Annotated in this window: 19 protein-coding genes and 2 pseudogenes; all 21 read left to right on the plus strand. The window is 37.2% G+C overall.

Annotated features, from left to right (window positions below):
• Window positions 1-14 precede the first annotated feature (14 nt).
• The 21 genes and pseudogenes from AACU25_RS29265 to sbcD all read left to right on the plus strand — a co-directional run bounded on the left by AACU25_RS29265 (window position 15) and on the right by sbcD (window position 24,295).
• Window positions 15-977 carry a glycosyltransferase family 2 protein gene (locus tag AACU25_RS29265; RefSeq protein ID WP_096581676.1) on the plus strand — a complete coding sequence of 321 codons (963 nt, stop codon included), beginning with the start codon at window positions 15-17 and terminating at the stop codon, window positions 975-977.
• An 85-nt stretch (window positions 978-1,062) separates the two neighbouring features.
• Window positions 1,063-2,130, plus strand: a complete 1,068-nt coding sequence (locus AACU25_RS29270) for an acyltransferase family protein (protein WP_096581678.1) — start codon at window positions 1,063-1,065, stop codon at window positions 2,128-2,130.
• Window positions 2,131-2,143: 13 nt separating this feature from the next.
• Window positions 2,144-3,292, plus strand: a complete 1,149-nt coding sequence (locus tag AACU25_RS29275; protein ID WP_096581680.1) for a glycosyltransferase — start codon at window positions 2,144-2,146, stop codon at window positions 3,290-3,292.
• A 185-nt stretch (window positions 3,293-3,477) separates the two neighbouring features.
• Complete coding sequence (locus AACU25_RS29280; protein WP_096581682.1) at window positions 3,478-4,188, plus strand: FkbM family methyltransferase; 711 nt, start codon at window positions 3,478-3,480, stop codon at window positions 4,186-4,188.
• Between the two features lies 1 nt (window position 4,189).
• Entirely contained in the window at window positions 4,190-5,230 is a 1,041-nt protein-coding gene (locus AACU25_RS29285; protein ID WP_096581684.1) for a glycosyltransferase, read from the plus strand.
• A 93-nt stretch (window positions 5,231-5,323) separates the two neighbouring features.
• On the plus strand, window positions 5,324-6,331 hold the full coding sequence (locus AACU25_RS29290) for a class I SAM-dependent methyltransferase (protein WP_096581686.1): 1,008 nt from the start codon (window positions 5,324-5,326) through the stop codon (window positions 6,329-6,331).
• Between the two features lie 116 nt (window positions 6,332-6,447).
• Complete coding sequence (locus AACU25_RS29295) at window positions 6,448-7,587, plus strand: glycosyltransferase family protein (RefSeq protein WP_190445733.1); 1,140 nt, start codon at window positions 6,448-6,450, stop codon at window positions 7,585-7,587.
• Window positions 7,588-7,597: 10 nt separating this feature from the next.
• Window positions 7,598-8,476 (plus strand): FkbM family methyltransferase, encoded by an 879-nt coding sequence (locus tag AACU25_RS29300; protein WP_096581690.1) that lies wholly within the window; start codon window positions 7,598-7,600, stop codon window positions 8,474-8,476.
• 352 nt (window positions 8,477-8,828) lie between these two features.
• Window positions 8,829-9,980, plus strand: coding sequence for an acyltransferase family protein (locus AACU25_RS29305; protein ID WP_096581692.1), 1,152 nt, complete (start codon window positions 8,829-8,831; stop codon window positions 9,978-9,980).
• 65 nt (window positions 9,981-10,045) lie between these two features.
• Window positions 10,046-11,302 carry a glycosyltransferase family protein gene (locus tag AACU25_RS29310; RefSeq protein ID WP_321206675.1) on the plus strand — a complete coding sequence of 419 codons (1,257 nt, stop codon included), beginning with the start codon at window positions 10,046-10,048 and terminating at the stop codon, window positions 11,300-11,302.
• Entirely contained in the window at window positions 11,299-12,795 is a 1,497-nt protein-coding gene (locus tag AACU25_RS29315; RefSeq protein ID WP_199347270.1) for a hypothetical protein, read from the plus strand. The genes AACU25_RS29310 and AACU25_RS29315 overlap by 4 nt, the downstream gene beginning before the upstream one ends.
• A 123-nt stretch (window positions 12,796-12,918) precedes the next feature.
• Window positions 12,919-14,109, plus strand: a complete 1,191-nt coding sequence (locus AACU25_RS29320; RefSeq protein WP_096581696.1) for a glycosyltransferase family 4 protein — start codon at window positions 12,919-12,921, stop codon at window positions 14,107-14,109.
• Between the two features lie 49 nt (window positions 14,110-14,158).
• Entirely contained in the window at window positions 14,159-15,325 is a 1,167-nt protein-coding gene (locus tag AACU25_RS29325) for a glycosyltransferase (protein ID WP_096581698.1), read from the plus strand.
• A gap of 8 nt (window positions 15,326-15,333) precedes the next feature.
• Window positions 15,334-17,142: an asparagine synthase (glutamine-hydrolyzing) gene (gene asnB / locus AACU25_RS29330; RefSeq protein ID WP_096581700.1), complete on the plus strand. Its 1,809-nt coding sequence runs from the start codon at window positions 15,334-15,336 to the stop codon at window positions 17,140-17,142.
• A 74-nt stretch (window positions 17,143-17,216) separates the two neighbouring features.
• On the plus strand, window positions 17,217-18,437 hold the full coding sequence (locus AACU25_RS29335; protein WP_096581702.1) for a glycosyltransferase: 1,221 nt from the start codon (window positions 17,217-17,219) through the stop codon (window positions 18,435-18,437).
• A gap of 12 nt (window positions 18,438-18,449) precedes the next feature.
• A complete protein-coding gene (locus AACU25_RS29340; RefSeq protein ID WP_096581704.1) occupies window positions 18,450-19,586 on the plus strand; it encodes a glycosyltransferase family 4 protein in 1,137 nt (378 codons plus the stop codon).
• Window positions 19,564-20,271, plus strand: a complete 708-nt coding sequence (locus AACU25_RS29345) for a class I SAM-dependent methyltransferase (RefSeq protein WP_096581706.1) — start codon at window positions 19,564-19,566, stop codon at window positions 20,269-20,271. Before AACU25_RS29340 ends, AACU25_RS29345 begins: the two co-directional genes overlap by 23 nt.
• Before the next feature lie 5 nt (window positions 20,272-20,276).
• Window positions 20,277-21,032: pseudogene (locus AACU25_RS29350) on the plus strand (glycosyltransferase family 2 protein); the annotation flags it as partial.
• Between the two features lie 120 nt (window positions 21,033-21,152).
• Window positions 21,153-21,683, plus strand: a pseudogene (locus tag AACU25_RS29355) (WcaF family extracellular polysaccharide biosynthesis acetyltransferase); the annotation flags it as partial.
• Window positions 21,684-22,250: 567 nt separating this feature from the next.
• Window positions 22,251-22,742 carry a DUF4149 domain-containing protein gene (locus AACU25_RS29360; protein WP_096581708.1) on the plus strand — a complete coding sequence of 164 codons (492 nt, stop codon included), beginning with the start codon at window positions 22,251-22,253 and terminating at the stop codon, window positions 22,740-22,742.
• 299 nt (window positions 22,743-23,041) lie between these two features.
• A complete protein-coding gene (gene sbcD / locus AACU25_RS29365; protein WP_096581710.1) occupies window positions 23,042-24,295 on the plus strand; it encodes an exonuclease subunit SbcD in 1,254 nt (417 codons plus the stop codon).
• The last annotated feature ends 55 nt before the right edge of the window (window positions 24,296-24,350 follow it).

The following is a 24,350-nucleotide window of genomic DNA, read 5'->3' on the forward strand; positions in this document are numbered from 1 at the left end:
ATAGAGGTCAAAGTATGCCTGACAGCTTAGTTTCGATTTTAATTCCTTGCTATAATGCTGAGGATTGGATTGCAGAAACCTTAGAATCGATCTTAGCACAAACTTGGACACAAAAAGAAATTATTGTTGTTGATGATAGCTCTTCTGATAAAAGTCTTGAAATTGCAAAAAGCTTTACTTCGCCTTTGATAAAAATCATTAGCCAAGAAAAACGTGGAGCAAGTGCTGCCAGAAATCGTGCTTTTCAGGAAGCGCAGGGAGACTATATTCAGTATCTAGATGCAGATGACCTTTTAGCACCAGATAAAATTGAGCTACAGATGCAAGTTCTTCTACGTGAAGAAAATACTAACTATATTGTCGCAGGAGAGTGGGCAAGGTTTTACAGCTTACCGACAGAAGCCAACTTTATTGCAGAGCCAGTTTGGAATGATTTGTCACCTTTGGACTGGCTAATTTGCTCTTGGACAGGAGGAGGAATGATGCCTCTCCACGCATGGTTAACTCCTCGTGCGATCGCTGAAGCAGCAGGTTCTTGGAATGACAGTTTATCTCTCAACGACGATGGAGAATATTTCTTCCGTGTAGTACTAGCTAGCAAAGGAGTTAAGTTTTGCTCTGGTGCAAAAAGTTATTATCGCTCTGGTATTTCAGGTAGTCTAAGTAGCAAAACTTCTAGAGACGCTTTTAAATCTGCTTTTCAATCTATACAACTTTGTTCAAACTACTTACTAGCTCTAGAAAATAGCTCACGTGTACGTAACGCTTGTGCCACAGCTTTTCAAGGGTTTATATATGCTGCTTACCCCGATGTTCCTGACCTAGTACGCGATGCAGAAGCTAAAGTTAATTCCTTAGGGGGTTGTAATTTAATTTGTGGTGGTGGTTTATTATTTCAACTATTTGCAAATACTTTAGGGTGGAAGTTAGCAAAACGAATTCACAGAATTGCTCATCATCAAAAAAATACTTTGTAAGTTGTTTTTGAGCCACAATAATTGGCCTATTTGTTTGAGTATTGACTCTTTTAAAAAAAATAGCTTAGGTTGAATAAATATATTTATGCAATTATGGAATCCGCAATACAAAACCTTAGATCATTGGCGTGGTATTGCAGCCTTATGGGTGATGCTTTTTCACAGTTTTGGCACTACTTATGATAAATCTCTTCACCCAATGGTCGAGATACTGAAATCAATTGCATCCTCTGGGTGGTTGGGAGTTCACCTTTTTTTTGTGATTAGTGGTTACTGCATAGCGGCTAGCGTTTATAATTTATCTGGGAAAAAAGATAGTAGTTGGAAATTTATTAAAAATAGGTTTTGGCGCTTGTTACCTACTTACTGGGTTGCATTTTTAGTTACTATAGCTATAAATTTAATATCATCTCCTTTTAATAAAACAAATTTTTTAGATAATTTTCCCTCAAATTGGCAGTCATGGATGGGAAATGTATTTTTAATACAACCTTATTTGCAAGTACCATTTTATGTTGTAGTTTACTGGTCACTTGTTGTAGAAATAGGTTTTTATATAATTTGTGCATGTTTTTTAGCCATTAGGAATCAAGTCCACACAGATAAAATAATTATTCTTCTCGCATTGGCTTTAGCTTTAATTTCTTTTGTTATAAATTATGATTCTAGATTAGGATTTATTATTTATTGGCCTGAATTTTTTTGTGGTATGCTACTATTTAATGCTTTATTATCAAAATATAAAAATCATCGATATCAACATAATTTATATTTGTCTTTAATGACTGGCATGGTAATTATAGGCTTATTTTTGACAATAAAATTACATAATTATCAACTTTTATTTAGTAGTATTTTTTCAATAATACTTTATTTTCAGTACTTTATAGACAATAAGATTTCTTCTATATATATCATTAAATGGTTGAAAGTTATTGGTTTAATGTCATATTCTTTTTACTTATTACATCTTCCTTTTGGAGGAAGAGTTATTAGCCTAGGTATAAGATTTATTACTGTGCAAAGTTCAACATTTTTTTTGGTTCAGATATTTAGTTGGATTGTAGCAATTAGTGCTAGTTATATCTTTTATCGCTTAGTTGAAAAACCTTTAAATGAATGGCGACATCGACAGCAAGTAGTTACTAACTAAATAACTAAGTTAAATGAATATTTTATCTACAGTAAACAATATAAATTCAGAGCCAGCATTATTTGTCTCTGAGCAGAAGTACTTGAAAGATACTCCAGGTGGAGTACAAATATGTACACGAGAGTATATAAATACTTTAATAACTGTTGGCTTTGCTATTTCATTTCTTAGTTATAGTACTGAAACTAAGATTTTAACTCGTATAAAACGTAAGCTACAACCAAGACCATATGTCAATCGGTTACCTGTAGATTTAGCCGAAAAAGTGGTTTATGCTGCTAAAAAAAATAATATAAAATGGATTTTTCTGAATCAAGTAGATACTGCTCCCATAGCACAAACTATTCGAGAAAGTCTTGGAGATCAATGTAAGATAATTTTGCTCTCTCATGGTTTAGAAAGTACTGATATCTTTCATAATATTCGTACAAAATACGGGGACAGTAATTTCAGTAAATTTTCGTCAACTGATTTACGGGTATTAGCTCAAAGCCTAGTAGCAGAATGTATACATCGTCAGTACATTGATTATGTCTTTTGTCTTTCTTCCTTTGAAGCAGAAATTGAGCATTGGTTAGGAGCAAAAAATGTAACTTGGTTACCACGAACAATTCCTATCAATCCTCTAACATGGAGTCCCCACTCTTCACGACTTGGCTTTGTTGGTACAATCGATCATTCTCCCAACAGAGAAGGTTTGATTTTATTTCTGGAAGCATTAGAGAAAATAGTGCCTACTAATGTGCGCTTGAGACTTGTAGGTGGGCCTGAGAATGCTAGTAAGTTTATTAGTCAACGCTTCTCCTTTGTAGAATATTTAGGGCAACTTTCTAATGAAGAATTAGAAGCAGAAGCAAGTACTTGGAGTTGCTTTGTTCATCCACTTTTTTGCTATTCACGAGGTTGTAGTACAAAGTTAGCGATTGCTCTTGGTTGGCAAATTCCTGTGATTACTACTCAACCAGGCTGTCGTGGTTACAGTTGGAATCAGGGAATTCTTCCTTTAGCGAAAACACCAGATATTTTAGCTCAGTTAGCTATAAATATGTTAGATAGTGAAACAGCTAATGCTACTCGGCAAGAAATTTTTAATATTGTTAAATCCTGTCCAACTTTAAAGAACATTGCAGAACAAGTTAATTCTTGTCTATCTATTTTGTGAACCATAAACAGAATAGCAAACAATTATTTATTTTGAAAAAAGCATTATCTACAAGCTGGTTTAAGCATCACTGCAACTAATACAGTAGGACAGTAAAAAATTTTGTCTCAATATCCTGAAGTTGGCCAATTAATTCCTTGGTTAGGCAAACACTTAGTAATTAAACGACAATTTTAATTAAATTTATGTTTTTTAAAAAAAATCTTAGACAGTATTTAGCACAGAAATTACATATTCCTGAAATACCAGTTGCTGTTGAAAGGCTTAGTAAAGTTGGTTTTAAACCTAAACATATTTTTGATGTTGGAGCTTATCAAGGCGAATTTGCCAAGTTATGCCTTCAAAGCTTTCCAAACGCCAAAATTACCTGTTTTGAAGTTTTAGAAAATCGCGTACACCAGTTGCAGCAATTAACTTCTCAAAATCCTGCAGTACAAGTAATTCCAGTTTTATTGGGAGCAGAAGCTCAGGAAAAAGTACAGTTTAATGAGGCTGAAACAGCGTCTTCAGTACTTATTGAGCACTTTCCACAGAACTTTCCAGTCAAGTTCTATCCCATGACGACTATAGATGCTATTGTCCATGAACACTTCAATGGAATTTCCCCTGAGTTACTAAAGCTAGATGTTCAAGGTTATGAACTAGAGGTTCTCAAAGGAGCAGAAAAATCTCTTTCGCTCATGAAGATGGTTTTAGCTGAGGTGAATCTCATTGATATTCATCAAAATGCAGCTTTATTGGCAGAATTAGTTGGCTGGCTCAATGAACGGAATTGGGTTGCCTACGATATCTGTGGTCTTACTCGCCGACCTCTAGATCAATCTCTATGGCAAGCAGATTTCATTTTTGTTCCACGCAATAGTCCACTTAGAAACGATAAACGTTGGGCAGCCTGAAATGCGTATTTTACTAACTGCTGACCCTGAACTCCCAGTTCCACCACAGCTTTATGGTGGTATTGAACGTATAGTTGATTTGTTAGTCACTGGGTTACAATCCCGTGGTCACAACGTTGGACTTGTTGCTCACCCTGAATCAAGATCAAGAGCAAATCAGTTTTTTCCTTGGCGGGGAAAGCGATCGCACAACAAATTTGATGTCGTAAAGAACACAATCACCTTATGGTCAGCGGTGCAACAATTTCAACCTGATGTTGTTCACAGTTTTTCTCGCGTCTTTTATTTGCTACCTTTGCTAAGCTCTCGTCTACCCAAGGTCATGTCTTATCAGCGATATCCCAGCCATCGCACTACTAGCTGGGGTATAAAAGTTGCACAAGATTCTCTTACTTTTACTGGTTGCAGTGATTATATCTGTCATGTTGGGCAAACAGGTGGAGGAGTATGGCATACCATTCACAATTGTGTAGATTTAGAGAAATACACTTTTCAACCAACTGTTGCAGCAGATGCTCCGTTAGTTTTTCTGAGTCGAGTAGAACGAATTAAAGGAGCACATACTGCGATCGCTATTGCCCGTAAAACAGGACGAACATTAATTATTGCTGGTAATCACAGTACAGATGGAGAAGCAGGTCAATACTGGCAAGAAGAAATTGTTCCTCATCTTGGTAAGGATGGAATTGAGTACATCGGGTCTATTAACGATGCTCAGAAAAATGAGCTACTAGGTCAAGCTGCTGCCATGATTGTGCCAATAGAGTGGGAAGAACCTTTTGGTATTGTTTTCGCTGAAGCTTTGGCTTGTGGTACTCCTGTTATCTCTTCTCCAAGAGGTGCACTACCAGAAATTGTGCGTCATGGTATTGATGGCTATCTAATTAATAGCATTGAAGAAGGTGTTGTTGCGGTTCAGCAATTGCCAATTATTGAGCGCTATAAATGTCGTCAGCGTGCTGAAAATTGTTTTTCCTCTGATGTAATTTTAAACCAGTATGAGAGTCTATATCAACTCTTGACACACAACAATTCTAATTGAACTATTGTTGTTATTGACTATGCTGAGTATGTATTAATTACAAAAAATACTTCTTCCTGACACCACATTGACTTCTCTCAAAATTTACTGACTATGAATTCAAAAAGCATAAACTTAGCATCTTCTTTAGTATCAGTTCAATGTCCAGTTTGTGGAACACTTTGCTCTGAGCCTCCCCTCTATCGTTACACTGCTTCGGAAGCAGCAACTTATTTTTGCCCAATTACTCGTAGTTCTGACCGCCACAACCGACTAAAAGCATCTATCAGCAACCTGTGGCAAGGAGAAGAATGCATAATTTTACAATGTAGAGAGTGTAAATTTGCTTTTGGGTATCCATTTGTGGGTGGTGATGAAGAATTTTACAGTGTCCTCCATGAGCAAAAAGGATACCCAACTTGGCGATGGGACTACGATATAGCTATTCAAGAAGCTCTCATACCGATTGGCAAAGGTCGGATTCTTGAAATAGGTGCAGGTGCAGGAATGTTTCTAAATAACCTCGGGTCAGAGTGGCAACGCTATGCAGTAGAAGCTAGTGAGTTAACAAGAGAACCATTAGAAAAGTCTGGAATCAAAATTTTTCGTGATTTGTCAACAGTTGTCAAATCTGAATCTGGAACATTCCAGGTTGTTGTTTTATTTCAAGTACTTGAGCATATTGCAGAATTTCGCTCAGTGCTAACTCAATGTCGACAGCTTTTATGTGAAGGTGGAAAACTTGTTATTACAGTACCAAATGGTGAAGCAATGATCCGTCAGGAAAAATTAACAGGCTGTCCCGATATGCCACCAAATCATGTGAATAAGTGGACACCAGATAGCTTGTCACTAGTATTAAAGGATGTAGGATTTAAAGCCAATCCAGCAATTTTTGAGCCTCCTTCATGGCAGAATTTAGCAACTTCCCTATATTTAAGAGTAATCGCTGATGCTACAGATTCACGCTCAATAGCAGCACAAGTGTACCGGATCTCAAATAAGCGATTGCGATCTCCACTTTTAAGATTACTAGGATTGCCCGCACTCATACGTTTGCTTCCCTATGTTAAACAACTTACACAGGGTGGTGCTTTTGCGATAGTTAGTGTTGCTCAGTGATCTTGACTATTACAGAGTTAAACTACATCTCTTGTGTAAAAAATATCAAGATAAACTTTTCTTGTAATTGCTCAACTATAATGCATGTTCTTACTGTCCTTTGTAAAGATGGCTGGATGCCTGCAAATCTTTCAGAAGGTTGGCGGCGTTTGGGCTGCTCAGTAGAAGAGTTTTTCTACGGTACTCACATGGGTAAATCATGGAGTAATCAAGGTTTGGAAAATAACCATCAGATTAATACTCAACTATTAACAACTGCAAAACGTTTAAAAGCAGAAGGACGACTCGATCTAATCTTTGCTGTTATCTATGATGATGTTCTAGAAGTTGAGACAGCCAAGCAGCTACGCGCTCTTGATGTTCCTATGGTCAATTATCACGTAGATTTATTAGGACAGTGGTATCGTATTCTTCGCATAGGCAAATATTTTGATCGCGTAGCATGTGCCCAAATGGAATACTGGAAAGGTCTGCGTCGTGCTGGGATACGTCCTTACTATATGCCAATGGCAGCAAATCCACCAGTATCTACGACTCAGACCCCAACAAAAAATATCCCATTTGCAGGAGTTCTTTATCTTGGTTCTCCTTGGCTTTTTCGGCGGCAAATGCTTGCTGATTTAGCTAAACAAAATATTCCATTGCAGATTTATGGACATAACTGGCTGCGTACTAGTCCTGACCCAGACAATGCACAACCTTATCGCAAAAATCTTCATGACTTGCATTACTACCTTTTGCCTCGCATACAGCAAGAAGGTTGGGGAAGATTTTGGGAGACTGTGAAACACCGGCTTCGTCCAACTTCATCACTAGCAGTGAGTTCTCATGAAGTGCCCACTCAATGTATTAAAGGTTCTTATAGTAATTCTGACTTTGTTCCACTAGTTCAAGGAGCAGCAATCAATCTAGGTTTCACCCATTTTATGGGTATACCGGGAACATCTAGAGAACGTCGGCAGGTGCGACTGCGGGAATTTGAGATTCCGATAAATGGGGGATTTTATTTAACTCAAGATTGCCCTCAGTTAAGAGAGTTATTTCAAATTGGGGAAAATGTTGCAGCTTGGGATAATTTATCTGATTTGCACGACAAAATATCCTATTACCTGAATCATCCTGCTGAACGCAAAAGGATTGCTGAAGCTGCACAAGCTTATTGTCTACAACACCACACTTGGACACATCGATTTAGTAGACTGCTGCAGGAATTAAAGTTATCCACTCTGGACATAGCTGAAAAAACTTTTATCTAAAGGTGGCATTATGGAATTTTCTAACTGGCTTGAGATGCGTCTAGGGTTGTTATCTCATCCTCAATTTTACAACAATCCTGTTGTGGCTATATGGCGACGTCTACTATGGAAATTAATAGCTCAAAAGAAATCTCTGCTCAATTTTAATACAGAGTATGGCTTTAAACTAGAAGGTCAACCACGAGATATAGGTGTAGGCTCTCTTTTCTATCGGGGTCAGTATGAATGGGGTGAGTTACGCTTATGGCATCGTTTACTAACTCAACCCAATATGACGATTGTTGACATAGGTGCTAACTTTGGGCTTTACAGTCTTGCAACTGCAGCATACTGCCGCAATCACAAACTCATTGGAGTAAAAATATTTGGCTTTGAACCGAATCCAAAAGAATGCTCTAAATTTCAAAGAAATGTAGTCCTTAATAATTATTCAGAAATTCAAGTTCTGCAATTAGCACTTAGCAGCTATACAGGTATTTGTAAGATGGCTATTCCACCTGAGGGCTTAGGTGTTTTTGGTCACTTATTAACCAACAATGATGGCATCAGTACTAAAGATGAAATGGTGGAAGTACAAACTATAGGCCTTGATAATTGGTGCAAGAACCAAGGAATTGAGCACATAGATCTTATGAAAGTAGATGTAGAAGGTCATGAATTAGAAGTTTTGCGTGGTGCTAAAAATTTGCTTGCTTGTCAAGCAATCCGTGCTTTATTGATGGAGATTGGTCATGGTCAATGGCGTGAAGCTCTAGATTTACTTCGCTCGTATAATTATTCTGTCAAGTTAATTTCCCGTAATGGTTCCTTATTAAACTTTAATGAAAGTAGTCTAAAAGGTTGGGATAACGTTATTGCATATCCTAAAACTTCAGAGCTAAATTTTTAATTTTATATATTTTGCTTATTAAGTAATAAATTACAGCGGTTTTGAGATAAGTGAGGTACACCAATTTTAGGGAGGCTTTGTAAACTTTAAATTTTATTCAGTTGCCGTATCTCATCAACATCGAATCTGCTGTATATTTTAATGATTAAAATAAACTTAAATTATTACTTTGGCAAGTATTGAAAAACCATATTTACAGTCATCATTACCAACAGAGAATAAAGCCTTATCTTAATGCCAAAGAGAGACACTACGTGGTAGCGTTGCGTAGTAAAGAGAAACAATTCCAGCCCTTGCCATTGTCTCATTGAGCTACCCTACGTTTAATCACTTTTTTACAGTAATCTTGAGTATGGGATTAATTTCAGATATTGCTTGGAAAAAGAGTAATTCTAATAATGATAGGATTGCTCCAGTAGATGGTTTACGTGCTGTAGCTGTATTTGGAGTTGTTTGGGCACATATTTGGCTTTTTTGTAAAAATCCGGCTTTGTCATTAGCAAAAGTATTTTCTCTAAATTTAGATTTAAACCGAGCTATTGCTGTGCTGGGTACAGGAGTAGATTTATTCTTTGTACTCAGCGGATTTTGTATGTATTTAATGTACGCACGCAAGCAAAACAAGTTTGAATGGAAAAGTTACCTATATTTCCTAAAAAAACGCTGGTTAAGAATTGCACCAGCTTTTTATATAGCTGCTTTTGTTTGTGCGCTTCGCTATCCCTTTATTGGTCAACCTTTACCATTTTTAGATTTACTAGCTCATGCTAGCTTTACTCACCTTTGGGTTCCTAATACAGTTGGATTAGCTGCACCTTTTTGGTCACTAGCAACAGAGTGGCATTTTTATTTGATTCTGCCATTATTTATTTGGGCTGCTTCCCGATTTGGATTTTGGAGTATAACTGCGATCGCTATTTTGGGTTCTATAATCTTTCGCCTTTGGATGTTCACCAGTGGGTATGAAGTTGGAGCCTTTTGGAACGCTCAAATACCTAGCCGTTTAGTTGAGTTTACTTGGGGTATGTGCATCGCTAAGTTATACACTGTGCAAAAGCTACCTCCAAAACTATTATGTGCAGAAAAGGGTTTTCTACTCGGCTTTACGATTACCTATTTTGGTAGAATACTGATGGTTACAGAAGTAGTTAACTTAGCTGGGTCTTTAGGTTACATTTGTAAAACTCTGGCTGAACCAATTTTAACTCTAGGTTATAGCCTAATTCTTTGGAACGTTATTTCGAGTGAGTCTCTATTTCAGAATCTATTAAGCCATAAGGTATTGCAAGCCATCGGTCGTTGGTCTTATAGTCTATATCTTTGGCATTGGTGGCCATGTTTATGGATTGCAGAGCATTTAGTGCATAAGTTTGGTTCGTCACCTATAATCCAAAACGTCTCTCTCGTACTTTCATTGATTGTGCTTATTCCTTTATCTTGGGTCTCTTACTCCCTATTAGAAGCACCTTATTTTCATTGGCAACAGTCTCGAAAGTCCGCATGAAAAGAGTCCTAATTATCACGCCCAACTGGCCTCCCATTTCTTGTCCGGACATGCATCGTGTTCGGATGTCTTTATCTTTTTTTAATGAATTTGCATGGGAACCGTTAATTCTTAAGATTAATCCAAATGAACAAGAAGGAATTAAGGATGAAGCTTTAGAAAAGTCTATTCCTCACGGTACAAAGATATGGCAGGCTGGGTGCTTATATAAATCTTGGACACGCTGGTTTGGCGTAAATAGTGTTGGATTACGTAGTTTGTTCCATGTGGCACAACTCGGTAGGAAAATTATTGAAACTGCCAAGCCAGACTTAATTTATTTTTCTACAACCATGTTTATGATGATGCCTTTAGGAAGATACTGGTACATCAAACACGGTATACCATACATCATTGATTTCCAAGACCCTTGGTTGAGTAATTACTATTTTCATCTCAATTCTGCTAAACCCCCAGGTGGTTATTTTAAATACTGGGTTTCACAATTAATAGCAAAACATCTTGAATCATTTACTTTGCATAATGTTAGCCATATTATTAGCGTTTCACCTGAGTATCCCAAAACTTTAATTCAACGCTATCCGTGGATAAATGAGGATAAATGTACAGTCTTACCGTTTGGCGCTCCTGAAAAAGACTTTGAGCAACTCCCTACATTAAAGATTCAGCAAAGAATCTTTAATCCTAATGATGGTAACCGCCATTGGGTTTATGTAGGTCGAGGTGGTAATGATATGGCTTTAGCACTAAAAAGCCTATTTTTAGGTATCCAATCTGCACGTCTTCAAAATCCCGAACCGTGGCAATCTGTTAAATTACACTTTGTTGGTACGAGCTATGCTTCTGATAATCGAGCAGTGAAAACTGTAGAACCAATCGCTCAGGAATTAGGTGTTGCCGATCTGGTAGAAGAACATCTTCACCGCATTCCTTACTTTGAAGCTTTGCAAACTCTGGTAGATAGCGATGCTATTTTGCTGATTGGCTCCCAAGATCCTAGTTATACTGCTTCCAAGCTTTACCCGTGTATTTTAGCAAAAAAGCCAATTTTCGCCATTTTCCATCAACAGAGTTCTGTGGTCGAAATTTTAAATCAATGCCATGCAGGTCGAGTCGTAACTTTTAGAGAAAGCGATCACCCCAATGAGTTGTTGCCTAGAATTATACCTCAACTTCAATGGCTCCTATCTATGCCTAAAGGCTATCAGCCAGATACAGACTGGAAAGCGTTTCAACCTTATACCGCAAAAGAAATGACTCGTCGGCAATGTGCTGTTTTTGATCAAGTCCTCATGGCTACAAGCCAAGATAAATTGCTATGACCAATGATTCAGAATTCCTTAACTTATCTGTACTACAATCTTCAATTATTTTTGATCATCGTAGACAAAAAAGGTTACTTCGAGGATTTTGGGTCATTGCTTTTGCCCTATTTACCTTTGAGCTATTTTTTACCAACACTGAATCGTTAGTAAGTATTTTTGGGGCAATTTTAATTACTGCTGCTGCGCTTTTTCCCACATATCTTTGGTGTTCGAGAAAAGCGCTGGGTATGCCAATTTTTCCCTTATTCGCATTAACTTATGTTTGGACTCACGCTCTACCATTAGTAAGCAATCACCCAATAGTTGTAGAGTACTCACCAGAAAGCCATTTATTTGCTAGCTTAACAGTAACAGGATTTTTAGGCTTAGGAACATTTATCTGGTTTCAATTTGTTAAATCCACTCCCTCTCCACCCGAATCATACTTGGCATTGAATGGTGCTAGTGGATATCAGTTCTTCTTACTTGCTCTAGCAGCTAATATTTTCTTTAATACTTATTTTCTAGCAGGTTGGATATTTCTTGATGCTGGCATATTTGCAATTATTTGTAATGTTACTTTAGCATTATCATCATTAGCAACTTTTGTACTTGCTTATCGTTTAGGTAGTCAAGAATTATCAGGAGCACGTGCGAGATGGTTTATATTGCTGCTAGTTATATCAATAGTTGTCAATGCGGCAAGTTTATTGTTAGTAGGGGCAGCTTCTATCTTTTTAATTGCTATATTTGCTTTTACTATTGGTAGAAAAAAACTACCTATATTAGTCATTATTATTTCCCTTATTTGCTTTTGTTTCCTGAACTATGGCAAAGGTGAGATGAGAGCAAAATATTGGTTCGGAGGTGAGTATAGCTCTTATATACAACCTTGGGAATATCCAGCTTGGTATAGTGAATGGGCAGGGTATAGCTTGAATTACCTTTTGAGAAATAAGAATAGTAACGATGTGCCATCTTCTCAAGAAACTGAAGAAAGAAGCTCATTTTTGGAACGATCTAGCGTAATTCAAATGTTGCTTTTGGCACAAATCAAAAGTCCGCAAGAAATTCCATATCTCTATGGAGCTACTTATGCAATTTTACCGCAGTTACTAGTGCCTAGAATTTTTGCTCCTCAAAAAATTGCTAGTCATGAAGGCACTTACTTACTCAACATTCACTACGGATTACAAACTCGTGAAACTACTGGTACAACTACAATTGCTTGGGGACTATTAGCAGAATCTTATGCCAACTTTGGTTTAATAGGTTGTGGGGGGCTTGCTGTTATATTAGGGTCAATTTATGGACAAAGCACTCGCTGGAGTCTTAATGCCCCAGTTCTCTCAGCCAAGTATCTATTTGCTATATTAATGATGACTTTCTCATTTCAAACTGAATTTAGTGCTGGGGTATATGTGGCTGCTTTATTTCAAGGTACTGTAGCGCTTGGTAGCGTTATAGTACTTTTAATGCGAACCTACAAAGTACCACCAATGCAAAATTAAAATAATGCAGTAATTAGGAAAAACAAAAATAAAATATTTTACTATTTATTAATAGAAAAAACATATTAATATATTATCAAAAATAGACATACCTAAATTGGGTGTTTTATTAAGAATGCAAATATGCAAAAGCTAGCAATTATTGCCTCGCATCCAATTCAGTACTATGCACCTTGGTTTCAATATCTAAGTAGTACTACAACATTAGCTGTAAAAGTTTTCTATCTCTGGGATTCTGGCATTACACAGAAAGTTGATGTAGGTTTTGGTAAAGCTTTCCAATGGGATATTCCACTCTTAACTGGCTATGATTATGAGTTTGTAGCTAATATTAGCCCTGATGCTGGTACTCATCACTTTTGGGGACTGCAAAATCCATCTTTGATTTCCCAAATTAATAACTACCAACCCGATGCTGTTCTATTAATGAGCTATAACTACGCCAGCATTTATCACTTTCTTTTATGTTGGAATTATCATCAAATTCCATTACTATTTCGAGGAGATTCTCATAGATTGCTATCTTCTATCGGTATCAAAGCATGGGTACGCCGACAAATTATTACAAAAATCTATCAACGATTTGCAGCCTGTCTTTATGTAGGCAAAGCTAACTATGAATACTTTCGATATTATGGTGTAGCTGCTAAACGCCTATTCTTCTCACCTCATGCAATAGACAACGATCGCTTCTTTGCCCAAGCTGAAATAGCTAAAGAACAGGCGAACTCTTGGAAGCAAGAAATAGGTATTCCTAAAGACCATGCAATTATTTTATTTGCAGGTAAATTTGAAGCTAAGAAACGTCCCCTAGATTTGCTTCAGGCATTCTTGCAAGCAAAGCTTCATCGAGTATCGCTGCTATTTGTAGGAGCGGGAATTTTAGAAAATGATTTAAAATCCCAAGCAGCAGGATATGCAAATATCTATTTTGCTCCTTTTCAAAATCAATCTTTAATGGCCCGTACCTATGCAATTGCTGATGTAGTAGTGTTACCTAGTTATGGAAATTATGAAACTTGGGGATTAGCAATTAATGAAGCAATGTGTTTAAGCCGCCCAGTTATTGTTAGTAATCATGTTGGTTGTGCTCAAGACTTGGTTCATCCTGGTAAAAATGGTTTAATTTTTCCCGCGGGTGATGTCTTAGCATTAACTCATATTTTGCAAGAAGCATTCTCTAATTTAGAACGTTTACATAATTGGGGACAAGAAAGCCGAAATATTATACTTGAGTATAGTTATCGTCAATCTACTCAAGGAGTAACTCAAGCCTTGGATAGTATCATGAATGGTCAAACAAAATTCACCTAAGTTTTATTCATGAAAAGTATCTATATAACCATAAAAATATTTGATTTAAATGCGACATAACCCTGAACTAAAAAATTTTCATTTATGGTTTCCTAATATATTTGAATTTAAAGGCGGTATCCAAGTCTATTCAGCATTTTTTTTACAAGCATTGCAAAGCATTTATCCTGAAAGCCAGTACAATATTTTTATTAAGCAGGATGTAAAAGGCTCTTCAGATATTACCTATTTATCAAGCACTAAATTTTACTTTACAGGAGCATATTCAAATAAAATTCGTACATTAGCATTTGCTACTAAAATTCTCAGTCAAGGTCTAGTGCAGTATCCTGACTTAGTAATTGCTGCTCATATTAATTTTTCAATTGCTGCGTATTTACTCAAAGTTTTAGCAGGTATACCTTACTGGATTAATGTTTATGGATTAGAAGTATGGGAGCTTAAAAATCCAATTTTAAAAAAAGCGTTACAGAATGCGGATCGGATTTTATCTATTAGTGGTTATACACGCGATCGCCTAATTAAAGAGCAAAATATTGATGCAGACAAAATTTCACTTCTACCTTGTACCTTTGATGCCAGCAATTTCAAAATTGCTTCTAAGCCTACTTATTTATTAGATAAATATCAACTAACCCCAGAACAACCAGTAATATTAACTGTTGCCAGGTTGGCTGAGAGCGAACGTTATAAAGGTTATGACCAAATTTTGCAGGCTTTATCCCAAATTCGTGAAATTATTCCTGATGTTCACTACATTATAGTAGGCAAAGGTAAAGACCAGCCCAGAATCGAAAAAGTGATTGCAAATTTAGGTATAAAAGATTGTGTCACCTTAGCTGGATTTGTTCCTGATGAAGAGCTTTGTGATTATTATAATCTTTGTGATGTTTTTGCTATGCCTAGTAAAAGGGAAGGGTTTGGCATTGTCTATTTAGAAGCTCTAGCTTGTGGCAAACCTGTTTTAGCTGGTAACCAAGATGGTGCAATTGATGCTCTATGTCATGGTGAACTTGGTGCATTGGTCAATCCTGATGATGTAGGAGAAATCGCCAAAACATTAATTCAAATTCTACAGGGTACCTATCACAATCATTTAATATATCAGCCAGAAAATTTACGTCAAAAAGTAATTGATACCTTTGGATTTGAGCGGTTCCAAAGAACTCTGGATAAACATTTAAATCATCATTTAAAATCCACAATCAACAACTAAATTTTTATATGTGTGGAATTGGCGGCATTCTGACAATTAATCAGTATCATAGTACTTTAGAAAAGATAATTAAGAGAATAGAAACTAATCTCAAGCATCGTGGGCCAGATGATCATGGTATTTATATATCTAAAGACAGACAAGCTGCTTTCGCCCATACTCGTTTAGCAATTCTCGACCTGAGCTCTGCTGGACATCAACCGATGTCCACTGCCGATCAACGATATTGGATAACTTTCAACGGTGAAATTTATAACTTTCAACAACTAAGGCAGAATTTGATTGCTCAAGGTGAACAGTTCCATTCTCAAACGGATACAGAAGTTATCCTTAAACTTTATCAAAGAATGGGTTCTGATTGTGTCCAACATTTACGCGGCATGTTCGCCTTTGCGATTTGGGATGACTGGGAAAAAACCTGTTTTTTAGCTCGCGATCCTTTAGGAATTAAACCTCTTTACTACTGGCGCTCTGGTTCAACTTTAGTTTTTGCTTCAGAACTCAGAGCAGTTTTAGCATCTGGGCTACCTACTGTTCAAATGAGTGTACAAGGGTTATATGGTTATCTTGTTAGTGGTTCAGTGCCAGAACCATATACCCTCATTGAAGATGTTCATTGTTTAGATGCTGGTAACTGGCTATATTGGCAAGGTCAAAAAATTACCAAAAAGCAGTACTGGCAGATCAACTTTACACCTCAAAAAATTTCAGCGACAGATGCTCAAGAAATAGTTCGTGCTGCTTTAATTGATTCTATTAAACATCATTTTATTAGTGATGTGCCTGTAGGTATTTTTCTCAGTGGCGGTATTGATTCAACAACAGTTCTAGCACTAGCAAACCAGTCCCAAAATCAACATTTATCTACATACTCAATAGCTTTTGACGAAGGTCAATGGAATGAAGGAGGGATTGCTCAAGAAGTTGCAAAATTCTTTGGTGCCAAACATACAGAATATAAAATTACAGCATCATCTGCTAAAACTTTATTGCCTAATTTCTTAGCAGCTATTGATCAACCTAGTGTTGATGGATTTAATACTTTTTGTATATCTAAAATTGCCCATGAAAATGGTATGAAAGTAGTACTATCTGGACTGGGTGGAGACGAAGTTTTTGGTGGATATCATTCATTTCAAAAAATTCCCCGCATGGTGAACTGGGGTAAGCAGCTAAGATTATTACCTCTTGTTGGAGCTAGCATAGGTATGGGTTTAGCGCATTGGGGAAGTTCACCTAAAATGAAACGATTAGGTGATTTTCTAGAGCAAGAACCGACATTATCAGATGCTTATCGCACGTTTCGAGGCATTTTTTCCAATAAAGAAGCTTGTGCAATTATTGAACAATATGTAGGTGACAAGATTTTTGTGAAAGATAGCCCCTCTAAGATCAGTTTTCCAGCAAAAGTGTCTACACCAGAAGATGAAGTCAGCTTGCTAGAATTGAGTTGCTATATGCGAAATCAATTACTCCGAGACAGTGATGTTATGAGTATGAGATGGGGATTAGAATTGCGGGTACCTTTAGTAGATACAGCTTTGCTAGAGGCAGTAGCACCTATACCTAGTAATATCCGTTTAGCTTATGGTAAACAACTCTTAGTTCAAGCTGTACCAGAATTACCTGATTGGGTGACTAAGCGTCGTAAACAAGGATTTTCTTTTCCCTTTGAACAATGGATGTTAGGTGAATTTGGTGAATATTTCGCTAACTTAAATCTTCTCAAAAATATCCCTCTTGAACCTTGGTATCGTCGCTGGAGTTTAGTAATACTTAAGTTGTGGTGGGAAAAGTTTCAGCATGAAGTCAATTAAAGTATATTAAGCATTCTGATACTAGATTTTTTTTGTAACCTGATACTAATATTTATTTTTCAAAAAAACTAATAATGTCAACAAATGCAACATTGGTTGATCAGATTTCTGTTTGCCAAGTAGTAGCTAGTATTAATGAAAATGTTGGTGGGCCTGCTTATTCAGTTACTAATTTAGCTCAAGCATTATATCAACATAATATTAATTCCCATTTATTCACGCTTGATTATCAATGTCACGGTAAACAAATTTTAACTACTGAAGTTCAAGTTCATAGTCAAAAAGCTTCTAAAGTCGCAAAATATTTTAGAGGGTTTCAACCTCAAGCCAGCAATTACTTATTCAATTTAGCAGCAAAAGATTTAGATATAATCCATAATCATGGTTTATGGATGTTTCCTAATCTTTATGCACGACAAGCAGCAGTTATTAATAAGATTAATTTAGTCATTTCTCCTAGAGGAATGCTTGAACCTTGGTCATTAAATAATAGCTGGTATAAAAAATGGTTAGCATGGATTTTATACGAAAAAGAAAATTTAAACTGTGCTACAGCTTTCCATGCCACTTCTGCGGAAGAGGTAAATTCTATTCGTAAATTAGGATATCGACAACCCATTGCTCTCATCCCTAATGGGATTAACATTCCTAGTTTAGAAGAGGAATTTAGCAGACAAATATTAATTGATATATTCCCGAAATTAGCTGATAAAAAATGGTTACTTTTTTTATCAAGGGTACACCCTAAAAAAGGTTTAAACCATTTAATAGATGTTTGGCAATCTCTTGTTAATCAATTTCCTGATTGGCATCTAATTATTGCTGGGCCAGACTTGATTGGCTACCAAGAAAAGTTAGAATTACAAGTAGAACAGTTAAATTTGAAAAAAAAAGTCACTTTTACTGGGATGCTATCAGGACAACATAAATTCTCTGCACTCAGTAATGCTGACGTATTCGTTTTACCAACGCATTCAGAAAATTTTGGGATTGCAGTAGCAGAATCTTTAGCTTATGGTGTGCCTGTCATTACTACAAAAGGTGCCCCTTGGGAAGATTTACAGCATTATGGATGCGGTTGGTGGATTGAGGATAATCAACAAGCACTAAAGGTTGCCTTAGTAGATGCAATGCAGATGTCTGAAAGGCAACGGCAAGTGATGGGTTTGAAAGGGCGAGATTTAGTACAAGCTAAATACTCTTGGAATTCAATTGCTCAAGAAATGGCAAATGTATACCAATGGATTCTTGGTGGTGGTGAACCACCAACTTGCGTTCAACTTTACAATTCTTAGGAATACAAAACTGTGATCATTAATATTGCTACAGGCCCCTGGCTGCCTGTTCCAGCGGTACAAGGAGGCGCTATTCCTCGTCTGTGGCAAGGTTTAGCAGAAGAATTTGCTGCTAGAGGCCATCAAGTAAGCATTCTCTGCCGTTCTTATCCAAGTCAGCCTCAAACGGAGGTAATTAATGGTGTGCAATACATTCGACATGGAGGATTTCCACAAAGCACTAATATTACCCTAGACTTACTTAAAGACTTCTTTTATAGCTTGTTGACCTTTCCTAGATTACCTCATGCCGATATTTTAGTTATCAATGATTTTTGGCTACCTATATTTGCATGTTTACGTCCTCAAGCAGGTAAGGTTGTAATTAATGCTAACCGCTTTCCTAAAGGACAGTATTGGTTATATGCAGGAACCAGTTTTTTTGCAGTTGCATCACAAGCTATTCAAGAAGCTATTGCTAAAGAATATCCTGCAGCTATATCTCGGATGGGAATTATCCCCAATCCTATTGATACTCGCATATTTTCACCAAGTACTCAGCCAAAATTAGCTCGAAAAGAAAAGCTCATTTTATATGTAGGTAGAATTCATCCAGAGAAGGGAGTACATCTTCTATTAGATGCGTTTTCAATTTTATCAGAGCAATTTTCTGAAGTCAGATTGAGGATTATTGGCCCTGTAAAAGAAAATCAAGGTGGTGGTGGCGATAATTATTTAAGTATTCTTAAATCAAAAGCTAATAATTTAAATGTTGAATTTTTGGAGCCTATTTTTGATGTTGGTAAACTAGCTGAAGCTTATCGAGACGCTGATATTTTTTGCTATCCTTCATTGGCCGAAAAAGGTGAATCTTTTGGAGTTGCTCCACTAGAGGCAATGGCATCGGGTCTGGTTCCTGTCGTATCAGACTTAGCTTGCTTTAGGGATTTTATTGAAGATGGCAAAACTGGTTACTTTTTTAATCATCGGACTGTTGATGCCGCTAAGAATCTATCAGATACATTATTTTCAGCAATAATTGATTCTGATAATAGCACTATGAGTAGGCAAGCTACTCAAAAAGCTCAAGAATTTAATTATGAGCAAGTTACCCAAAAATATCTTGCTGATTTTGAGCAAATATTAAATGTTAAAAATAGCAGGTTATAATATGCAAAAGAAAACTATACAAAGTTTTTATGAAAATATATATACAGATTATCTCTTGGAGGGATTAAGTGAATTTGATAGTTACGAAAGAAACCATGTTTTACGTCGGATTTATCAACAGTCAAATGGGGAAAGATTGTTAGATTTAGGCGCAGGGCATGGAAATATTAGTAAGTTTTTTCTCGATCAGGGTTATGAGGTTTATGGTATTGAATGGACTACAGCAGGAGCCAAGAAGCTCTGTAAAATTGGAGTTCAAGCCATTCAGCATGATATAGAAGATATTCCCTACCAATATGCGGATAATTTTTTTGATGAGGTGTTTTGGGGAGATAATATAGAACATCTCTTCTTTCCTGAAGTAGTGGCTAAGGAAATATACAGAATTCTCAAACCTGGTGGCAGACTAGTTTTAAGTACACCTAATCATGGTTGGATTATCAATCGGCTTTACTATCTATTCAAGGGAGTTCCTAGAAGAACAGAGGGACATAAAATCCCAATTTGGGAATGGCAGCATATTCGATATTTTAATAAAGTTGAAATTAAACGTTTTTTAAATTATTGCGGTTTTAGGAATAACTTTGGTTTTTATGGTGCTGAACGTAGGCAACCATTTGCAGCTTTAAGTAGATATTTTCCTTCAATCATGGGATCTGTCATGGTTGTTGAAGTTCGTAAATAGTAGATATGCTAAATGAAGTAACTCCTCTTATTCTTACGTATAACGAAGCTCCTAATATTTCTCGTACGCTTCAAAGCTTAAATTGGGCAAAGACTATTGTTGTTATCGATAGTTACAGCACAGATGCTACTTTGGAAATTTTATCTTCTTACCATCAAGTAAAAGTTTTTCAAAGAAAATTTGATTCTTTTGCTGCTCAGTGTAATTTTGGACTAGAAAAAGTTGCATCTGAATGGATACTATCATTAGATGCTGATTATGTCATAAGTGATGAGTTAATTAATGAAATTCATTCATTATCCGCAGAGCCTAATATAGATAGTTATAAAGTCAGATTCAAGTATTGCATCTTTGGTAAGCCCTTGCATGGTACATTACTGCCACCAAGAGAAGTTTTATATAAAAAAGCAAAAGCAATTTATCAAGATGACGGTCACGCTCATCGTGTCAGCATAGAGGGAAATTCTTCACTACTTTCTGGCTACATATATCATGACGATCGCAAACCTCTGAGTCGTTGGCTATGGGCGCAGGATCGCTACATGGTAATAGAAGCAAAGAAATTGCTGGAGACACCAAGCAACGAACTCAGTTTGGGCGATCGCATTCGTAAACAGAAGATACTCGCCCCCATCATCATATTTTTCTACTGCCTGATTATCAAAGGTGGGATTCTGGATGGCTGGCGAGGTTTTTACTATGCGTTTCAGCGTGTGTTAGCAGAATTACTATTGGCTATTAATATTATTGAAGCTGAAAAAGGAAAAGTTAATTCTTCTGCACCTAGTAATACATCGGTGATAGATAGAGCTGATGGTGCTACTAGTCAATATCAATCTCTGAGTAATAGCGATCGCTATCTAGTCTTAACTAATCAATCTATGCATCTAGATAACTATAGCTTGGGCAACTATAATCCAGGCGCACCCTACTGGAAACAAGTTTTGTGGCACTTCCTCGGTTCACCTATAGTTGAGAGTAATTGGTTGCCATTTTCAACTCTCAAGGTGTTGGTAATTCGTGGGTTTGGGGCTAGTATTGGTAAAAAAGTCCGTATTAAACCAGGAGTGCGGGTAAAGTTTCCTTGGCGTTTAACTGTTGGTGATTTTGTTTGGATTGGAGAAGATACTTGGATTGATAACCTTGCACCTGTGGTAATTGAAAATCATGTATGTTTATCGCAAGGTGTTTATCTCTGCACTGGTAATCATGATTGGTACCATCCAGATTTTAAACTGATTCCTGCAGCTATCCATATTCAAGAGAGTAGTTGGATTGCAGCTAAGTCGGTAATTGGCCCGGGAGTGACAGTAGGAAAGGGAGCAGTCTTAGCATTAGGAAGTGTGACAGGACGCTCCTTAGAACCAATGACAATTTATGCTGGTAACCCAGCGCAACCTGTCAAGAGCAGAATTCAGGAAAAAGTAGAAGATGTACTTCAGATTTCCCCAGCAGATGAATTCATTCATACCCGTCACATTCTTGATGAGAATTTGGCTGGGGATTGGGGGTTGAAAACTGGGGAATAAGGATTGGGCAGTAGAATCATCATTTTAGGATAGGCACTGCCAAATAGTGCTTAAATTGCATAATGATGGCAGGCAAGATGCCCACCCCACAAGATTTATAAATATTTTTAGATATGCAAATTAGATTTGGTAGAGCTTAGTAGCTACAGTCTACTCAATCTAACTAATCTGCTATTTTAAGCAACTTAAGTGAACTTATGCTGGTAACCTAGACCTTCATTTTTGGGCGAGTTAATTATAATAGCTCGCTCGCTAAAAAATGCAATTAATTTTGCTATTTAAACATTTTTAAATAAACTTAATTTTTTATTAACAATTTCGGTAATCAAACTCAACAACTGTTATCTTTTCTGGCACAAGTCGCTGTGAGTTTGTAAAGGATAATTGATAACTGTTGTCAAAGTTATGCATAGAGAGGGAAACTAAGAATACAACACAGCAATTATTCTTATGCATACTCTTTCTAACTCTCACTTCAAGCAGTCCTTTTGGCGGCCTGCTGTCTTATTGACTCTGGGCTTTTGGCTAAGTGCTAGCTTACTTTTAGATTGGGTAATTATGCCTAGCCTTTATATTTCTGGCATGATGACCCAGGCAAGTTTTTCTACAGTTGGCTATGCGATTTTTTGGAATTTTAATCGCGTGGAATTATTGTCAGCGGCTGTAGTATTAACTGGTGTACTAACTTTGAGCAAAACCCAAGCTAACTGGCGGCGTAATGGTATTGTTTTGTCTATCATTCTGCTAGCTATAGCTTTGCTAGATACCTATTTTTTAACTCCACAGATGAGTGCGATCGCAATTCATCTCAATGTGTTTGATGCTGAGACTACTATTCCCACATCAATGAATTTGCTTCATGGCAGTTATTGGGTATTGGAATTAGTGAAGTTAATCGCAGGCGGTGCGCTATTAAATTGTTGCTGGAAACAAGAAGCGTAGAGAGGCAAGGGGGCAGGGGGCAGGGAGCAGGGGGAAAAATTTTAGAATTACTCTGTCTGCATTCATGCTTTCAATTCTCTACATTAATATTGATTTCAAGATGCAAAATACGAGAGTTAATGCGTCTTTTCCTTGAAAAATTAAGATGGCTGCTTATTGCAGCCATTTATTATCTAAGCTTTTCTCCCTTGCTCCCTGTACTTTGTTTTCCACTAAAAATTATGCAGGGTAGTACTGGTTCTTAGCCATTTGTCATTACTATAAACAAAGGACAAATGACTAAGGACAAGTGACAAATAATGATCAAAATCCTTCATCTTTCCGATATCCACATGGGGAGTGGTTTCTCCCACGGACGAATTAATCCAGCGACAGGATTAAATACGCGGCTGGAGGATTTTATCAATACATTATCTATTTGTATTGACAGAGCATTAGAAGATAATGTTGATTTAGTGATTTTTGGCGGTGATGCTTTTCCTGATGCTACGCCACCGCCGTATGTGCAAGAAGCTTTTGCTAGTCAATTCCGCCGTTTGGTGGATGGAAATATTCCGACAGTGTTGTTAGTGGGAAACCATGATCAACATTCCCAAGGGCTGGGCGGAGCGAGTTTGTGTATTTACCGCACCTTGGGAGTGCGGGGGTTTGTGGTGGGAGATACGGTCACGACTCATCGCATCCAAACTCGTAGTGGTAAAGTTCAAGTTATTACCCTCCCTTGGCTGACGCGTTCGACGTTGATGACTCGCCAAGAAACTGAAAGTTTATCACTTGCAGAAGTGAATCAGCTATTAACTGAACGTCTGCAACTAGTTTTAGAATCAGAAATTCGCCGTCTCGATCCACAAGTGCCCACTGTGCTTTTAGCACATTTAATGGCTGATAATGCTTCTTTGGGAGCCGAACGGTTTTTAGCAGTAGGTAAAGGCTTTACTTTACCGCTATCTTTATTGACACGTCCCTGTTTTGATTATGTAGCTTTGGGACATGTTCACCGTCATCAAAATTTAAATAAATCTAATGACCCGCCAGTGATTTATCCAGGAAGCATTGAGCGGGTAGATTTTAGTGAAGAAAAAGAAGATAAAGGTTATGTGCTCATAGAATTAGAGAAAGGTCAGGCGAATTGGGAATTTTGCCCTTTACCTGTGAGAACTTTCCGCACAATTGAAGTCGATATCTCGAAAGCAGACGATCCACAAGCCGCTATATTGAAAGCGATCGCAAAACATGATATTCAAGATGCTGTCATCCGTTTAATCTATAAACTGCGTTCCGAACAGCTAGATTTAATTGATAACTCCTCCCTCCATGATGCGTTAAGTTCTGCTCACACCTACACAATTCATCCAGAATTGCTCAGTCAGTTAGCTAGACCCCGCATACCCGAACTAACTGCCAGTAGTAGCATCGATCCAATGGAAGCATTAAAAACTTACTTGAGTAATCGCGAAGACCTCAAAGACATAGCAGCCTCAATGGTAGAAGCTGCACAGAGGTTACTCGCGGATGATGTGGAAGTCTGGCTGGAAGGGGCTGGGAGGGATTAGGGGGTAAGAGGCAAGGGGGCAGGGAGCAGGGAGCAGGGGAGAAAAGCAATTACCA

The sequence above is a fragment of the Tolypothrix tenuis PCC 7101 genome (genome assembly GCF_963874875.1).
In the GTDB taxonomy this organism is placed as follows: Bacteria; Cyanobacteriota; Cyanobacteriia; order Cyanobacteriales; family Nostocaceae; genus Aulosira; species Aulosira tenue.

Bases quoted from the DNA above. Each gene is read 5' to 3' on its own strand.
- AACU25_RS29315 (WP_199347270.1), top strand. From the start codon at position 11,299: ATGACCAATGATTCAGAATTCCTTAACTTATCTGTACTACAATCTTCA.
- AACU25_RS29305 (WP_096581692.1), top strand. From the start codon at position 8,829: ATGGGATTAATTTCAGATATTGCTTGGAAAAAGAGTAATTCTAATAAT.
- AACU25_RS29360 (WP_096581708.1), top strand. From the start codon at position 22,251: ATGCATACTCTTTCTAACTCTCACTTCAAGCAGTCCTTTTGGCGGCCT.
- AACU25_RS29310 (WP_321206675.1), top strand. From the start codon at position 10,046: ATGTCTTTATCTTTTTTTAATGAATTTGCATGGGAACCGTTAATTCTT.
- AACU25_RS29325 (WP_096581698.1), top strand. From the start codon at position 14,159: ATGCGACATAACCCTGAACTAAAAAATTTTCATTTATGGTTTCCTAAT.
- AACU25_RS29280 (WP_096581682.1), top strand. From the start codon at position 3,478: ATGTTTTTTAAAAAAAATCTTAGACAGTATTTAGCACAGAAATTACAT.
- sbcD (WP_096581710.1), top strand. From the start codon at position 23,042: ATGATCAAAATCCTTCATCTTTCCGATATCCACATGGGGAGTGGTTTC.
- AACU25_RS29265 (WP_096581676.1), top strand. From the start codon at position 15: ATGCCTGACAGCTTAGTTTCGATTTTAATTCCTTGCTATAATGCTGAG.
- AACU25_RS29295 (WP_190445733.1), top strand. From the start codon at position 6,448: ATGCCTGCAAATCTTTCAGAAGGTTGGCGGCGTTTGGGCTGCTCAGTA.
- AACU25_RS29275 (WP_096581680.1), top strand. From the start codon at position 2,144: ATGAATATTTTATCTACAGTAAACAATATAAATTCAGAGCCAGCATTA.
- AACU25_RS29345 (WP_096581706.1), top strand. From the start codon at position 19,564: ATGTTAAAAATAGCAGGTTATAATATGCAAAAGAAAACTATACAAAGT.
- AACU25_RS29320 (WP_096581696.1), top strand. From the start codon at position 12,919: ATGCAAAAGCTAGCAATTATTGCCTCGCATCCAATTCAGTACTATGCA.
- AACU25_RS29300 (WP_096581690.1), top strand. From the start codon at position 7,598: ATGGAATTTTCTAACTGGCTTGAGATGCGTCTAGGGTTGTTATCTCAT.
- asnB (WP_096581700.1), top strand. From the start codon at position 15,334: ATGTGTGGAATTGGCGGCATTCTGACAATTAATCAGTATCATAGTACT.
- AACU25_RS29335 (WP_096581702.1), top strand. From the start codon at position 17,217: ATGTCAACAAATGCAACATTGGTTGATCAGATTTCTGTTTGCCAAGTA.
- AACU25_RS29290 (WP_096581686.1), top strand. From the start codon at position 5,324: ATGAATTCAAAAAGCATAAACTTAGCATCTTCTTTAGTATCAGTTCAA.
- AACU25_RS29285 (WP_096581684.1), top strand. From the start codon at position 4,190: ATGCGTATTTTACTAACTGCTGACCCTGAACTCCCAGTTCCACCACAG.
- AACU25_RS29270 (WP_096581678.1), top strand. From the start codon at position 1,063: ATGCAATTATGGAATCCGCAATACAAAACCTTAGATCATTGGCGTGGT.